The 14,377-nt window shown below is 53.3% G+C and carries 15 protein-coding genes and 1 CRISPR repeat array; of the genes, 6 read left to right on the top strand and 9 right to left on the bottom strand.

Features of this window, described 5'->3' with window-relative positions; translation table 11 throughout:
• Positions 1-3 precede the first annotated feature (3 nt).
• Positions 4-406: direct repeats of the CRISPR family, unit length 29 nt; unit sequence GTTGTTTCAGAACTATGATGTGTGGAAAC.
• Between the two features lie 112 nt (positions 407-518).
• From E3E29_RS01790 to E3E29_RS01780, 3 genes are all read left to right on the top strand, one after another.
• Positions 519-995 carry a hypothetical protein gene (locus E3E29_RS01790; RefSeq protein WP_167909232.1) on the top strand — a complete coding sequence of 159 codons (477 nt, stop codon included), beginning with the start codon at positions 519-521 and terminating at the stop codon, positions 993-995.
• Positions 996-1,141: 146 nt separating this feature from the next.
• Entirely contained in the window at positions 1,142-1,348 is a 207-nt protein-coding gene (locus tag E3E29_RS01785; protein WP_167909231.1) for a hypothetical protein, read from the top strand.
• Positions 1,349-1,388: 40 nt separating this feature from the next.
• Entirely contained in the window at positions 1,389-1,646 is a 258-nt protein-coding gene (locus E3E29_RS01780; RefSeq protein ID WP_167909230.1) for a hypothetical protein, read from the top strand.
• A 17-nt stretch (positions 1,647-1,663) separates the two neighbouring features.
• Here the strand turns inward: E3E29_RS01780 and E3E29_RS01775 are convergent, their stop codons facing one another.
• Positions 1,664-2,917 (bottom strand): hypothetical protein, encoded by a 1,254-nt coding sequence (locus E3E29_RS01775; RefSeq protein WP_167909229.1) that lies wholly within the window; start codon positions 2,915-2,917, stop codon positions 1,664-1,666.
• Positions 2,914-4,368, bottom strand: a complete 1,455-nt coding sequence (locus E3E29_RS01770; protein WP_167909228.1) for a hypothetical protein — start codon at positions 4,366-4,368, stop codon at positions 2,914-2,916. Before E3E29_RS01770 ends, E3E29_RS01775 begins: the two co-directional genes overlap by 4 nt.
• 102 nt (positions 4,369-4,470) lie before the next feature.
• Between E3E29_RS01770 and E3E29_RS01765 the strand changes: the two genes are divergently transcribed.
• Positions 4,471-5,721, top strand: a complete 1,251-nt coding sequence (locus E3E29_RS01765; protein WP_167909227.1) for a hypothetical protein — start codon at positions 4,471-4,473, stop codon at positions 5,719-5,721.
• A 164-nt stretch (positions 5,722-5,885) separates the two neighbouring features.
• Here E3E29_RS01765 and E3E29_RS01760 read toward each other — a convergent pair whose 3' ends face one another.
• From E3E29_RS01760 to E3E29_RS01750, 3 genes are all read right to left on the bottom strand, one after another.
• The gene (locus tag E3E29_RS01760; RefSeq protein ID WP_167909226.1) at positions 5,886-6,959 is read right to left on the bottom strand and encodes an mRNA surveillance protein pelota; all 1,074 of its coding nucleotides are present in this window, start codon (positions 6,957-6,959) and stop codon (positions 5,886-5,888) included.
• On the bottom strand, positions 6,950-7,111 hold the full coding sequence (locus E3E29_RS01755) for a hypothetical protein (RefSeq protein ID WP_240922726.1): 162 nt from the start codon (positions 7,109-7,111) through the stop codon (positions 6,950-6,952). The genes E3E29_RS01760 and E3E29_RS01755 overlap by 10 nt, the downstream gene beginning before the upstream one ends.
• 62 nt (positions 7,112-7,173) lie before the next feature.
• Entirely contained in the window at positions 7,174-8,220 is a 1,047-nt protein-coding gene (locus tag E3E29_RS01750; protein WP_167909224.1) for a Xaa-Pro peptidase family protein, read from the bottom strand.
• Positions 8,221-8,323: 103 nt separating this feature from the next.
• On the opposite strand from E3E29_RS01750, the gene E3E29_RS01745 reads away from it, so the two are divergent.
• On the top strand, positions 8,324-8,515 hold the full coding sequence (locus tag E3E29_RS01745; protein ID WP_167909223.1) for a PCNA-inhibitor: 192 nt from the start codon (positions 8,324-8,326) through the stop codon (positions 8,513-8,515).
• Here E3E29_RS01745 and E3E29_RS01740 read toward each other — a convergent pair.
• Positions 8,510-9,661, bottom strand: a complete 1,152-nt coding sequence (locus E3E29_RS01740) for a methyltransferase domain-containing protein (RefSeq protein ID WP_167909222.1) — start codon at positions 9,659-9,661, stop codon at positions 8,510-8,512. The two genes, E3E29_RS01745 and E3E29_RS01740, sit on opposite strands and share 6 nt — an antisense overlap.
• An 81-nt stretch (positions 9,662-9,742) precedes the next feature.
• Between E3E29_RS01740 and E3E29_RS01735 the strand changes: the two genes are divergently transcribed.
• Positions 9,743-11,605, top strand: a complete 1,863-nt coding sequence (locus E3E29_RS01735; protein ID WP_206205743.1) for a dolichyl-phosphate-mannose--protein mannosyltransferase — start codon at positions 9,743-9,745, stop codon at positions 11,603-11,605.
• Between the two features lie 6 nt (positions 11,606-11,611).
• On the opposite strand, the gene rnhB is transcribed toward E3E29_RS01735, so the two are convergent.
• The 3 genes from rnhB to E3E29_RS01720 are packed head-to-tail and all read right to left on the bottom strand — an operon-like array spanning position 11,612 to position 13,976.
• Positions 11,612-12,364: a ribonuclease HII gene (gene rnhB, locus E3E29_RS01730; RefSeq protein ID WP_167909799.1), complete on the bottom strand. Its 753-nt coding sequence runs from the start codon at positions 12,362-12,364 to the stop codon at positions 11,612-11,614.
• A gap of 2 nt (positions 12,365-12,366) precedes the next feature.
• Entirely contained in the window at positions 12,367-13,188 is an 822-nt protein-coding gene (locus E3E29_RS01725; RefSeq protein WP_167909221.1) for a metal ABC transporter permease, read from the bottom strand.
• Entirely contained in the window at positions 13,185-13,976 is a 792-nt protein-coding gene (locus tag E3E29_RS01720; RefSeq protein ID WP_167909220.1) for a metal ABC transporter ATP-binding protein, read from the bottom strand. Before E3E29_RS01720 ends, E3E29_RS01725 begins: the two co-directional genes overlap by 4 nt.
• Between the last annotated feature and the right edge of the window lie 401 nt (positions 13,977-14,377).

The following is a 14,377-nucleotide window of genomic DNA, read 5'->3' as shown; positions in this document are numbered from 1 at the left end:
ACCGTTGTTTCAGAACTATGATGTGTGGAAACAACCTGCCAAAACACTTCATGTTTGTCCCTCCGAAAACATCGTCGTGTTGTTTCAGAACTATGATGTGTGGAAACTTTATAAGTTTCCCCATATGTCTCATCTTCCTACCTCCAGATTTTTTCGTTGTTTCAGAACTATGATGTGTGGAAACGCGTCGTTGTGGCAGATTATCCTATATTTATCATATTTTGTCGTTGTTTCAGAACTATGATGTGTGGAAACCAGAGCGGCATGCCGAACTGTAGGATGTAGTACCATGTTTTGAAGTTGTTTCAGAACTATGATGTGTGGAAACCCTGAGGTTTGTTTCCTCTATTCCCTGTCGTATTTTCCTTATGTTTCAGGTTGTTTCAGAACTATGATGTGTGGAGACGTACCTACTGGTGTGGGTATACCTCAATTTGCAGTTCTTATTTTTCCGGGCCGGCTTGGTTTGGAAGGCCGATGTTTCAGGAATCCAAACGTTTTTAAGATGGTGTTTGAGAGTGCGATACTGCAAGGCTACCCCCTCTGGGGTACTTGTAAAAGTTTGGAACGTGATGCATATGCTCGCGGAGCGTGTTGGGGATTTTCTGTACCGCGTGGGTGAAGCCGCTGAGGGGTTACCGTACCTGCTCGACTTCCTCGGGGAGAAGCTCACCCTCAACCTGAAGATGGCCGGCATCCTCGCAGTCCTCCTGATACCCCCGGTTTACGTCTCCCTCGGTCTCATTGCGGCTGGCGTCGTGAACGGCTTCATCACCGCCCTTCTCCTCTACAACACGGGCACCGTTGAGAAGGCCAGCGGGGCCGCCGGCATCGTGCCGTTTGTGGTCGCGGGCTTCTTCCTGGCGCACTGGTACTACGTCTTTGAAATGGTCGCGCTCGTCGCTTATGCCATCTTTTCCATGTTATTCATTCCCATTGGGGAGTACGCAGCAGAGATTGGGGCCTGGGAGGAAACGTTTCCCACCGGCCCCTGACCGAAAACTTTATAAACTCCAGGCTACTTCCATTATCCTGCCGTTTCAGGAACTCCCCTGGAATTTAGCGAGGCAGTGGCTCTTCTTCCCAGCGTTCTGGATAGAATAAAAAAACTCCCGGAGGTGTTCTCTTGAGGGGTGTGGATTTGAAATATTACGTTCTCGAACTCGACACTCCGGACGGCCCCGTTGAAATCTCGATGGTATTCCGCCCCGGTTACGCCCTTCTGCAGAGTGATTTTGGGAGTGTGAGGCTCAAACTCACGAAGGAGAACGTTCTCGCCCTCGCGTACCTCATAGCCAAGTACTCCGAGAAGGTTCTCACGCCGGAGGAGATGAAGGCCCTCCTGTAAGTTTTCTTTTCTTTCCGTAAAAAGTTTGGGAGGTGATTTTGTGGCGAGAATGAGGGTTTATCCAAGGTATGAGGTCGAGATTGAGGGAGGCAGCGAGCTTCTTGAGTTGCTCTTCGGCGCCGAGGCCGGCGAAACCGCTGTTCTCACCCTCTACGAGAGTGTTGCCGAGTTCCAGTTTCCGGGAATGACGCTTGGGCTGGTCTACACGAAGGAGAACGCAAAAACCCTGATAGAGTTCCTCAAAGTCTTCGCCGAGAGGGTAAAGCTTGAGGAGGAGAGGAAAAGGCTCCTCCACTGAAATCTTTTCCTGTGGAGCTACTTCTCATGCAGCTTCCTCTCGTATTCCCTCTCGAAGTACTCCCTCATCTCCCTCACGAGGACGTCGAGGTCGAAGATGTCAACGTCCACTGCGGCCAGCGTCCCCTTGTGTTCGCCGTTGGAGTACTGCTTCTCCTGCGTTTCCACGGGTTCGTGGTTGAAGTACTGCTTTCCCTGCCACATGTACTCCGCGTGGGCGTCCCCTCTGACGGCGTGGAGCATCATGGCGGCACTCATTGCCGCGGTTCCACCCGTTATGTTGAATGCTACTTCCTCGCTGTCCTGCTCAATGATGTCGTTTATCTCCGAGTTTAATATCTCCTTGAAGACTTCCCTGACGTTCTGGCCGGTTTTTACGTGCACGAACTTTACCTCAACTTTCCTCTCCTCCCCGTTTCCTATTTCCAGGGTTCCCCCATCCCACCAGTGCACGGTGAAGCCGACGTTCAGGCATTCCCTGGAGGAGGCCCTCTCAAAGAACTCTCTGAGGTACTTCTTCACGTCTTCGCTTTTCGCGATATGATCATCAGTTATGAGGAGGTAAACTCCCTCAAGCCTCTTCCTCCTGTAGTAGAGCGAGGCGTATAGGGGAACCAGGTTGAGAACAGGCGGTCTTCCTCCTCGATCACTCTCCTGGAGCTCTTTTATCTCCTCCTCTGTCAGGGCCCTCCACTCGTTATTTTCCTTCTTAAAGGGGATGTTCCTCCTGAGCTCCCTGCAGTCGGGACTGATCTTCTCAAGTATTTCCCAGTTCGTGGGCCTGCTCAGGCCGTAGACCAGGTACTTCGTCGGGACGGGTTTGTTCGACCTCTCCTTTTCCTTCTTCGGTGCGGGGTAAACCCACGCCGTCAGGAATATTGTTCCGAGGAAGTAGAACGCCAAACCAACTGTCCAAACCCAGTTTTCGTTCTCTATGCTGTCGGGAAGCCACGCCGTCAGTATGGCCGCGAAGACCACGAAGATTAGGAGCCCGTAGAGGGATGTCGTCATCTCCCCGACGAAGTACCTCGACAGGAAGAGCCTCACGAAATCCCCGATCAGCGGTTTTTTATTGCCCCTAAAGCCCCATCCAGCATTTTCAGCGAGTATCAAGGAAATAATAAAAAGAACAATGGAAATGAAAACGAAGAGCAGGTGCTCGCCTTCACTTTTTCTGAACATCGTGTCCGGGACGAACATAAGCAAGGCCGTTCCGATTATGAACGCAGACGCCAGCACTTTTCTCTTCTGCCCCGGGTTTTCACCGCTCATTTTAAGGCCTCCAGTATCCTGCTGTGCCTGAACCCACTTACCTCAACCCTCTCGGCCCTCCAGTCCGGCTCCCCCTTCCCTGGCCAGACTCCAAGGATTCTGCTCCGTCCGGCCTGTATCTCCCCGAGCGTGACGGCGAGGGTGTAGAGGGTGTCCCTCATGACCCCCCATGATCCCCCATAGGTCTCGCCGAGGGAAAAGGGAACATCGAGCTTAAACGGTACCAGCCCGCTCCCCTTCAGCGCACTCATCTGGGCATAGGCCCTGTCGTCGAGTGTTATCACGATGACGTTGGCCTGCTTCTCCTCGGCAAAGGCCTTGTAGTCGAGGGCTATCTTGGTGTCCCCCTCGAAGGTTTCCTTTGAGTTTGCCCTCTCTGCCCCGGCATCCCTGAGGTTCTCAAGCTCCACGACCCCCAGGGCACCGAGCCTGGCCCTCGGACCCGGCTGGTTGGAGAAGTTGCCGAGCTCCCTATCGTAGGGCAGCTTGTACCCGTTGGCTATTCTGCTGACCTCAACCTGAACCTCGTCGGAGTAGACAAAATCTACTATCAGATTGTTCCGCTCTCTCAAGGCGGGCTCATCGAGAACCCGCGACGCCATCCTCATGAGGAGGGCGTTTGTATCGAAGCCGATGTAAACGGGCCTCCCGCCGGACTTCAATGTCTTGACGAGCCCAATCAGCTCGCTCCAGTTGACAACGGGCACCATTCCCCCAGCTATAAGGGCCTGTTTCAGTATTCCCACGTCCCCGTGAAGCCCGTCATTGAGGTCGATGTTCCGGGGAACGCGGTAAGCCACGTCCTCCCCAAGGGACACGTCCCCGATGATTTTCCCCGAGACCTTCACCGTAAACTTCCTCTCACCGTCCAGATAGAACGAATCCAGAACCGCCATCAAACCCTTCCTGTCGGTTTTCACGTTCTTGGCTTCGCCCCTTCTCCTGCCCGGCCACCTGATACTCCCCCTTCTACCCGTGAGCTCCCTCATCGTGAACAGTTCCTGCTTCACGATCGGTATCTCGAACAGAAGCCCCCCGATGTAGCGCGTCCACTCCGAGAGGTGCAGGTAGGTCACCTCGCTGACACCAACACCGTAAGCCGCTCCCAGAAGGAGGGCGCTCATGAACTTCCTCCCGGGGGTTATGTCGACCACCACCTCATACTCATTCTCCTTGAGGTTCTTCAGCAGTGCCGACACCTTCTCCCTGAATTCAACGGGGTCCTCCTCCCTGAACTTCTCGCCCTCGCCTGCATAGAGCTTTATATCGACCCCGTACGCTCTTGAGAGCCGCTTTATGAGTTTCACTGCAGTTTCCAGGTGTCTGGTAACTCCATCGTTCCAAAACAGGTAAACTTCATCCGGAATCCAGCCTTTAACCTCCATGAGGTACCACAGAGGGTTAAGAACGGCCTGGGGGGAAGTCCCCACGGTGGTCACGTAGGCTCTCATAGCATCACCTCCTACAGTTAGACTGCTGTTGTTATTAATATTTCTCCCCAAAATCCTAAGTCGATAGAAACCCATTTAAACCATAAACATCCACAACATTCGATGAGCTCCGGAACTACAGCAGAGGAGGACCCCTACTGGTGGAGGGACATAGGGTTCATATACTTACTCATAGCTAGCATCTATTTTCTGAATGAGACCTTTAGTTCTGACTCCAAAGTGAACATGGTCGAGGGGATAGGACTCGTACTTCTCCTGTTCGCGTGGACCGACTTCAGAGATTTCGTTATATTCCCTATTTTTGCCATTTCGGCTTTTATAGGCTTCTTCGTAGGAAACTACGGAAGGATAATTTACAGCTTTTTAGTTGCAATTTTCTTCGTTGCCTTCTCCCTGCTCCTCGGGGCGAACAAGGAAAAGGAAGCAACCTACGTCTTCCTCGCCGCACTCCCCGTGGCAGTCCTGAGCAGTTACTACATGCCTGGGGGAAGCGCCCTGGACTGGAGCCTCATCGGACTGATGCTCGGGTACATAGAGAACACCGTCATCGAGGAAATGGCCGAGGGAGACGTCTACATCATAGCCCTTTACTTCATGGCCCTTGGACCCCTAGCCTTCATTCCCTACGGTCTCCAAGTTATAACGGGGACGGCCCTGTACTCAGAGGAAATAAGATATCCTGTGGGCCCGGCCATGTTTCTCCCGGCTACTCCCTTATTCCTCTGGCTTCCCAAACTCACATCCTCCCGCCTAATTCCATCCTGGCTCTTTTATCCGCAGGTTCACGGTCTAACTCACCCAAGCGCGGCGTTTGCGGTAGCGCTCATTTCCATCTTCATCGTGGCAGGGGCTGAGTACTACATTAAAGTATCTAACCTACTAGCCGTGATCTCGGGCTTCTTCGCGTTTGTGGTGACCCTGTTGGCATCTCTCACAGTCTTTGTGCTAGTGAACAAGCTCTTAACGGGAAAATTCTCGGGAGAGCCTTCAACATGGGTGGCACTTTTTATAGTCTTCGTATCCTTCGTCGTTGGAGCAGACGTCGCAATGTACTCATCCAACCTCCACTACGAAGGCAAAAGCTCGATAGACGTTACCCCATTTTGTCTGGGTGCCCTCATCTTTGGAATCATCCTCACGGTGTTAGTACTCGCGGCCGCCCTAGACGTTAAGCTTCTCGACAGGAAGGCAGTAATCGTGTCCCTGCTCTCCTCTGCGCTGATGTTTATTCTCACAAAGTACACAATGGGCCCAAGTAAAGGGGAGCCCATTGATGCCGTTACCGGAATCTCCTTAGTCGGCTCAATATTCGCCGGATTCTTGGCAGGAGTTCCGCTCTCCATCCTATTCTAGTTACAGCCTGCTAAAGCGCACCTTCCTCCGATGAGGTTTTCTTCATAAAAGCCCCAATAAACCAATAAAAACGGAGTTTTTAAATTAGGAGGTCATAAAATTAATCTTCTGAAAAAACTGCTGGCGCTAGTGGTTTCCGAAGTCTTGCCGAGGGAAAAGGGAAATTACTTCACCCTGAACCTCAGCAGAGCTGCCAACCCACCAAGAGCCTTCAGCTTTTCCCCACCCTCGTGCTCCGAGCTTACCACCACAACTTCCCCACGGGAGTACCTCACCGCGTCCATCAGCTCCTCGACCTTCCCCCTGAGTTCGCCCTTAAGGAGCCCGTCGAGGACTAAAAGCGTCTCGACGGCGCCGTAGTTAATCGCCTCCTCGACCTCTTTCAGGCCGTAGGCGACCAAACCGTTGTTCCTCGCTATGTTTTCCAGCACCTTCTCCACAAGCTGAATCTCCTTTGCCACGCGGTTCTCGTGGTAGACCTTATCCACTATGCCTCGCTTTATGACTTCATAGATGCCCGTCCTACCAGTGACGCTCGTATCCTCGATGACGACTTTCTTCGCCAGTTCCGGGTACTTCTCACGCAGGAACTTGTAGAAGTCCTCCTTAACAAAACCTGGCCCGGCAACGATCGCCTTCTCAACGTTCTCGCGCTTCATTATCTCCTCCATCGTTCTCGCAACGTCGTGGAAGAACCTCATCTCCTCGCTCTCCCTGTCCGTTCTGTACTGCTTTCCCCCAAGGTTGTGGCGGATGCTGTTGAGCACCTCAACCCCGTACTCCCTCACGAGAGCCATATCTGCCTCCCCATCATCAATCACAACTATCATCACACGGGCGCGCTTTGAGGCCTCAACCGCTTCCTTAAGGCGCTCAATGTGGTGCTCCTTCCAGCGGGGCTTCTGGATTGTGACAACCGTCCCCTGCTCTATCGCTATCGTGTGGTACTTGCCCAGCGGCACGTCTTCCCTGCTGGCGTAGACTATCGGTCCTGTAACCCTAACCTGGTTGGCGAACTTGTGGAAGTTTATCTTCTCGGCTTGAACCCCAAGGAAAACGGGAATGACCTCAACCTTCTCAGCCCTCAATGAATCTGCCCTCTGGGCCTGCTTCCTGAGAGTTTTGGCGTAAACGGTGTCCCCCGGGTCGATTATGTGGTAGAGGTGCCAGAGGTCGTCGAGGGTCTCAGCCTTCACTTTGACCTTACCTTCCTTTATGTCCCGGTGAATTATCTGCATCCTCCCACCTCCAAGAGAACGTCCTCAAGCCTTCTCCCATTCATTTTAGCATCCTCCAGTAGTCGATAGAGTTCTTCAAGTTCCTCCTCGCTGACTGTGAAGTACCCTGAAAAGTTTATTCCCTTCGAGTTGGCTATCGTGTTCGTCTCCATTTCTCTCCCAGAAAAGAGATCAACCCAATCCATAAAAGGTTTTAGCAGAAAAAGGAGAAAAGTCAGATCAGCTCCCTCTCCGTCTTGGTGAGTCTCTCGGCACCGTTCTCCGTGATGACAATGGTGTCCTCTATCCTCACCCCTCCGAACTTAGGAATGTAGATTCCTGGCTCGACGGTTATCACCATCCCCGGCTTCAGGACAGTCTCGTCGTACTGGCTCACCCCAGGCCACTCGTGAATTTCAAGGCCAACTCCGTGTCCGGTTGAGTGGATGAAGTAGTCCCCGTAGCCGTATTCAGCGATGACGTTCCTCGCGGCGGTGTCGACGTCCTTGGCAGTTATTCCAGGCCTGGCAGATTCGACACCCTTCTTCTGGGCCTCAAGGACGATTTCGTATATCTCCCTCTGCTTTTCGTTCGGCGAGCCGACCACAACCGTTCTCGTCATGTCCGAGTGGTAGTGGTTGAAGAGCGCGCCCTCATCGATGACGACGAGATCCCCCTTTTCTATCACCTTGTCGCTCGCTATTCCGTGCGGAAGGGCCGAACGCCACCCACTCGCCACTATCGTATCGAATGCTACTTTCTCCGCCCCGTTCATCTTCATGACGTACTCCATCTTCGCGGCCACTTCCCTCTCCTTAACCCCCTCGCGTACCTCCTCGATGGCGGTTTCCATTGCTAGGTCAGCTATCCTGCAGGCCTGTCTTATGACCTCTATCTCCTCAGGACTCTTTACCATTCTAAGCTCCTTGATGACGTCGTCAATGAGGGCGAAATCCTCAGCTCCAATCTTCTCCTTGAGGTTCTGGACGCTGGAGTAGCTCGTCCTGCCCTCGATGCCGAGCCTCTTGAGGTTGAAAGCTTTCAGCTTCTCGTACAGGTCGGCTCCCTTCTTGAAGTACTCGACGGGGACTTTCGAGCTCTTCCTGGCCTCCTCGTACTCAAGCTGGGGAACAAGGAAGAGCTCTTCATCGGCAGTGACAACGAGGTAGCCGCCGAGAACCGGGGCGGAGCCCGTGAAGTAGAACAGGTTGGGCTTGTACGTTATCAAAACACCGTCGAGTTCCTTCTTGGCTATGAACTCCTTCAACTTTTCGATCCTCATCTAAACCACCTGAAGTGTGTTGAACTGAATGGATAAAACGTTTTCGATATGGCATTTCGGAAAAAGTTTTATACCCCCTCCCCTATTCTCCCTGGTTGAAATCATGGACCGGAAGCTGGACGAGTTTCTAAGCTCGGGGATCTCGGTCAAAAAACCGGAGAACGTTCAGAAGAAGAGAAAACGCCTAAGGGAGACCAAGCTCGATGTTTTTCTTCCTGAAGAGCACATAAACTATTTTAAGGGGCTCAGGATCGGCTCCAAGAAAATTAGAAACGCCAAAATTGAGGAGCTATAGTTCCTCGGCGATAATTCCCCTCTTCCCAACCTTGAAGACGAACGCTCTCCTCTCACCCCTCAGGTTCTCCTCGATTTTCCGCCGTATCTTCCAGTAATCTCTCTCCGGAACGCTTATTCTTAGAGTGGCCCTTCCAAAGCCCTCCCTTCTTAGGAAGTCGTTTATCCTGACCGGGTGGAAAGGTAGGACGGCGAGAACGCGGTAGGTGCGCTTTAGGTAGGGGCTCTCCACCGGCTCGCTTCCCGTTGCCAGAACGCGCCTTTTCTCCCTCATGAGCATCTTTGCCTCGACGGGAAGCCTGTGGAAGAGCTCGTTTATTAAATCCGCGTAGTCAACGGCCTGTGGTATCTCGTAGAGGTACTCGTTGGGCTCTTCGGTCCACTCCACGATGTTCTCCAGGGTCGGATCGCTCTCAAGCCTTGCCCCTGCTGGAAGGATGACCGCGCTCCGCTCCGCCTTCTCCAGCGGCTCTGTGTAAAATGTGAGCCTGTTGAGCGCGCCGAACAGGCCTATGTACTCAAACTCGCCCTTCCAGGGGACTTTCTCCCTCCTCATCTGTGGGGGGAGGTCGAATATGAACGAATCCGTCTTCTTCTTGTAAGCTTCGTATATTTTAAGCGGACTTGGCAGGAGCCCTTCAAGGTTTCTCTCGGGGGCTTCAGGGGGCCTTGCCGGGTCGGAGAAGATAACCTCGGCGTCGATTTTCTCAACGGTTTCCGGTGAGAGTGAATCGGCGTTAATGAACTCAATGTTCGAAACCCCGTACTTCTCGGCGTTCCGTTTGGCGAACTCGATTTTGAGCGGGTCTATGTCTATACCATAGGCCCTTTCCACGTTCATCGCGTAGAAGATGAGCTGTATTCCTATGCCGCAGGAAACGTCGGCGATGCTTTTTATCCCGAACTCCCGCATTCTTTCAGCGCGGTATCTGGCAACGACCTCGTGGGTGGCGTAGCGGAGGCCCTCCATGTCCATCCAGAGGTCCGAGCGGGAGAACTTGTCCTTTGCCTTTATTCTGGCCCTGGCAACCTCCGCTATGAGCTCCCAGTCCCCCCCGAGTTTGGCACGGAGCCTCCTATTGTCATATCCTTTCTTTATGAGCCCTACCGCGAGTTCGATCAGCTCTTCCGTGATCTCCGCCATCATCACATCCCGTTGCCCTGCCGGGTTTTAAAAGCTTCGCCCAAAACTTAAAAGGAAACGCTCCAAAACACTCCAGGTGGTAGCATGGTAAAAATCGGAAGGTTTAATGTTGGTGTAAAGTTCATTCTGTTTCTCCTCCTTGCCGTCGGTATGATAGGGGCATCGCTCTGGTACGCCTACGACACCGCCACGAAGAGCAGCCTGCAGGATTACATTGGAGACGAGGTGTGGTACGTCCCCGCCTCCCGCAACACTCTCCACCTGCTTGGAATGGATCCGCACTACATTCACAACGGCTATGAAGGAGTCAACATCATATTCAGCAATGAGGATGCCATGCTCAAGTACCGCTACATAGTGGATGAGGCCGTGATGATGTGCGACGGGAACTCCTCGGCGACTATAGTCTATCAGAATTTCCCAGGCATGTACGTCGAAATCCCGCGGAAGAACCTCCCGGCTTTCATGGACTACCTAAAGAAAATCCCGGAGGGAAAAGCATACACTGTGACTGGCTTCCACTATCCAGACAAGGATAACATTCAGAACTACCTCAACACGGAGCATCCCTTCCTCGGAAAGGACTTCATAATGCTGGGGATGCTGGTCTTCGGGGACGACCCAAGGGGATGGCGCCTCCCGGGCATAATCCTCTATGGACTGCTCCAGCTCCTCGTTCTCCTGGCGACTTACAGGGTAACCCGGAGCTACCTCGCCTCGCTCATAGCACTCTTCTTCGTCGCAGTTGACCCGACACTCCAGGCGACTGCGGTCGCAGCCATGCTCGACATCTACGTTGCGTTCTTCGTCGGGCTCTTCGTCTTCCTCCTCATCTACGGCTGGAGGAACCTCTCTGGATTCGGAGTGGGACTGGCAGCAGCAACAAAGCTCAGCGGTGCCTTTGGCTACCCAGTGCTCTTCCTTCAGCTGGTGGCAGATGCAAGGAAGAAAGTTTCTTGGAAGAAAACCATCAGGTTCATAATACTCCTCGCCCTCATCGGCGGTGCCATCGTCGCCTACGCAGAATACCTGGCTGACTACTGGGACGCGAAGTACTTCGAGGTTCTGACGCTCCTCTCACTGCTGGCGCTGGCAGAGTTCAGCTACTCAAGCAGGGACGCGCTGAAGGAACTTGGACTTTTCCTCAACGTTACCCTCATCCTGCCCCTCGTGGGCTTCCTTCTCCCGGAGATCCCGGCCATCAAGGTCGTTGGTCTACATCAGTGGCTCCGCGACTTTCTCGGAAGCTTCAAGTGGCATCTCAGCTACAAGGGCCCAAACCCGTGGACGGCCCCCTTCTGGGAGTGGTTCTACAACGGAAACTCCTTCCACTTCCACTTCAACCCGGACGTCGTGGCGAACACCAACCCAACGCTGCTCCTCTTCGCCGTCGTGGCAATCTTCGCGGTTCCGTACGTATGGAAGAGGCGCGGTGAGGGAGCGCTGATTCCATTCGGTGTGTTCTGGAGCACGGTCCTTTTCTTCGCCCTCCAGTACGTTATGGGCGGAAAGACGCAGTTTAGCTTCTACGCAACGGCCCTCGTCCCAGAAGCTGCCATCGTGATGGGGGTCTTCCTCTACGACCTCGTCAAGTGGGAGGCCTTCACTGACTCTCTACTGGACTACCTTCTCTGGCTCGGCAGGCTCTGCAGGATAGGCAGGTTCGTTCGCTACGTTGAATCCAAGAGAAAAACCGGGGAAGAAGAAAAGGTCCCTACTCCTGTGGCGGATATGCGGGTTCCTCCTCTGATTCCCATGGTCTACGTCGCTGAAGACGGGCTACCGAGGAAGAACTCCTCCCCAAGACTGCCGAAGAAGAAGGAGCCGCGCCCTGGAGGACTGCCAAAGAAGGGCGAAAAGAGCGCGGAAGGAGAGGATAAGAAGGGAGAGAATGCTAAAGAGACCCCCGAAAGGGAGCCCATCGAGCTCGATGTGGAGGAGCTCTGAGATTGTTCACTTTTTTCTTCCGAAAGCCTCGCCCCTCAGGGCGGGGAGGAGGTCAGCCTCCTTTTTCTCTTTGATGAAGCTTTCAAGCGTCAACTGTCCTTTGCTCTCCATTTTAGCGCTCTCGGCCCCTATCTTTTCCGCTATCTTTTTCAGGGTCTTCCAGGTCTTTCTGACGATGGGCGGGAAATCGCCGTGTTTCCGGTAGTACTCCTCTAGGAACTTCCTCGTCCTGGGGTCGCTTGGGTATCCCGAGCCTATCTCGCCGTACTCCCCCCTCAGCTTCTCTATCTCCCTGTCCCTCGTCACCTTAGCCAGTATCGATGCCGCCGAGACGGGGAGGAACTTGTCATCGGCCCCGTGTTCGGCCACAATCTCAGCTTTGAAGTCAAGCCCGCTCCCAATCTCCTTCCCAAAGCGCTCTTCCTTCACGTCGGCCGCGTCGATGTAAACGACGTCGGGCTTCAATTTGAGAGAGTTGAGGGCCCCAACAAAGTTCTCAACCTCGAACTCGTTGAGAGTTCCCTCCCTTGAGTCAATCTGCTGGGGTGGAAAAACGAGAAGGACGTAATCGTCGACGATGTTGATTATCTCCTCAAAGAGGCGCTCCCTTCGTTTTGGGGTCAGCTTTTTTGAATCCCTTACCCCCAGTTCCTTCAAGAGGGGAAGCTTCTCCTCGTCGACGACGACAGCTCCTATCACCATCGGGCCGAGCACCGGCCCCCTTCCAGCCTCATCGATTCCAGCGAGCTTCCTTCCCATCTTCACCGCCTCATGATTAGTGCGCCGTAGACCGCGCCGAGTATTATCGTGGCGATACCGCTGGGAGGAATGGCCGTGAAATACGCTATAAGAACGGAGGAGAGCTGGATGGTCAGTGTAACGGAGAGGCTTGCCAGGGTGATGCGTCTAATATCGCCGCCAAGCATCATTGCTATCGCACCAGGGAGAACCGCTATGACCTGGAGGGTTACCAGACCGACGCTCTGCACTATTAACGCCCCGATGAGCCCCACGAGCGTGTAAAGGAGGTAGAGGTAGAAGCGAGTTCTCCCACCGTAACTCTCCATTCCATCCGGGTCAAAGCTGAGGTATATGAAATCACGGTAGAAGAGCAGGATGATGAGGAGGACGAAGAACCCTATGGAGGTCAGCACGAGGAGGTCGGAGGTGGTCACGAGGAATATCTCGCCTGTAAGGTAGGACACTATGTTCTCGCTCAGCGGGAAGTACGGTCTGCTCGCCATCACCTTGTAGAGGAGGCCAAAACCGAGGACGACGAGGCCAGCCGCGAAGCTGGCCACGATTCCAACTGCGCTATCTGGGGAGAATCCATGCTGCTCTATCTCAGCTATTAGAAGAACTGTAATAACGGTAACCACCATGGCCACGAACGTGACGAGGGCCAGGTTATTGAGGAGGAGGCCGAGTATCATACCCAGCACTGCACCGAGGAGGAGAGCGTGGAATATCGCGTGGGTTAAGAAAGCGAGCCCCTTCATGTTTATCAGCGGACTCAGCAGGCCAAGGAGGACGCTGACGGTTATGCTGGCCAGTACGGCCCGGATTATGAAATCAGGAATCACTTTTTCTCCCTCCCGAATATGTGGAAGTCACCTGTTATACAGTACAGTCTATCCTCAACCTTTATGACCCTCGCGAGGGGCCCGTACACGGCCTTTATTATCTCGTCTTTCAAGGCGTCGTCTGGCTTTCCAAAGGTTATCATACGTTTGTTGATTAGCATTACCCTGTCCCCGATCTCCAAGAGGGGGTTTATATCGTGGGTTGTTATAATCATCGTTATGCCCCTCTTTGATTTTATCTTTGATAGAACTGAAGTCACTTCCGCCCTGGCAGATGGGTCAAGGGCCGAAAGGGGTTCATCTAAGAGGAGGAGCTTCGGGTCGCTTATAAGGGCCCTCGCAAGCAGAACCCTCTGTTTCTGACCTCCGCTGAGGTTTTTGAACGGTTTATCCACTATGCCTCCAAGGCCAACGAACTCCAGGGCCTTCGCGGCCCTCTCAAGAATTTCCTCCGGAATTTTCACATGGAGTATCCCATTCCTGTACAGGGCCCCCATGGCCACAACCTCCAGAGCCGTCAGGGGGACCTTCTCGTTGAGGGAGTGACTCTGGGGCACGTAGGAGACGAACTCCCTTGCATCCAGGGGGGTTCTCCCAAAAACGAGCAGTTCACCCTGATACTCTCTGTGAAACCCGGCTATAACCTTGAGGAGTGTCGTTTTTCCTGCCCCATTGGGGCCGAGGAGAAGCAGGGTATCCCCCTCACTAAGCTCGAAGTTAACGTCTGAGAGGGCTGGTTTACTGCTGTAGTATATCATGAGGTTCCTGGCCACTACGGCTTCTACCATCTTCGCCTCATCTCCAGTGTCTCCACTATTCTCCGGCTCTTTTAAACTTAATCTACCTACCAAAACCCATATTAACATACCAGTGGAAAAAGTCTCCGCTCAGTTTAGTATATTGCCATTTGGGCTGTAACAAAACCTTAAAAATACAGAGGAGGCCCGGAGCGCATCACTCTTCAGCCGGTTGAAGACAGTATAACCCTCGAAGGAACCGTCGACCTCGTGGACCACTATGGCTTCTTCATTGAGTCATTGGGCTGTTTGGGGAAACGAGGATAATAGCGAGGACGATCGGCTCAAGGGACATCGGGACCTGAGGCCCACGATGCCGGTCAAGTTCCACATCAAGAGGGACGACATCCTCATACTGCCAAAGCAGCAGCTTTAAATTCTTCCTCCCTATT

Source organism: Thermococcus sp. Bubb.Bath (assembly GCF_012027595.1).
Taxonomy (GTDB): Archaea; Methanobacteriota_B; Thermococci; order Thermococcales; family Thermococcaceae; genus Thermococcus.
This window is presented reverse-complemented; position numbering and strand designations above follow the sequence as displayed.

Bases quoted from the DNA above. Each gene is read 5' to 3' on its own strand.
- E3E29_RS01775 (WP_167909229.1), bottom strand. From the start codon at position 2,917: ATGAGCGGTGAAAACCCGGGGCAGAAGAGAAAAGTGCTGGCGTCTGCG.
- E3E29_RS01770 (WP_167909228.1), bottom strand. From the start codon at position 4,368: ATGAGAGCCTACGTGACCACCGTGGGGACTTCCCCCCAGGCCGTTCTT.
- E3E29_RS01765 (WP_167909227.1), top strand. From the start codon at position 4,471: ATGAGCTCCGGAACTACAGCAGAGGAGGACCCCTACTGGTGGAGGGAC.
- E3E29_RS01760 (WP_167909226.1), bottom strand. From the start codon at position 6,959: ATGCAGATAATTCACCGGGACATAAAGGAAGGTAAGGTCAAAGTGAAG.
- E3E29_RS01755 (WP_240922726.1), bottom strand. From the start codon at position 7,111: ATGGAGACGAACACGATAGCCAACTCGAAGGGAATAAACTTTTCAGGG.
- E3E29_RS01750 (WP_167909224.1), bottom strand. From the start codon at position 8,220: ATGAGGATCGAAAAGTTGAAGGAGTTCATAGCCAAGAAGGAACTCGAC.
- E3E29_RS01745 (WP_167909223.1), top strand. From the start codon at position 8,324: ATGGACCGGAAGCTGGACGAGTTTCTAAGCTCGGGGATCTCGGTCAAA.
- E3E29_RS01740 (WP_167909222.1), bottom strand. From the start codon at position 9,661: ATGATGGCGGAGATCACGGAAGAGCTGATCGAACTCGCGGTAGGGCTC.
- E3E29_RS01735 (WP_206205743.1), top strand. From the start codon at position 9,743: ATGGTAAAAATCGGAAGGTTTAATGTTGGTGTAAAGTTCATTCTGTTT.
- rnhB (WP_167909799.1), bottom strand. From the start codon at position 12,364: ATGGGAAGGAAGCTCGCTGGAATCGATGAGGCTGGAAGGGGGCCGGTG.
- E3E29_RS01720 (WP_167909220.1), bottom strand. From the start codon at position 13,976: ATGGTAGAAGCCGTAGTGGCCAGGAACCTCATGATATACTACAGCAGT.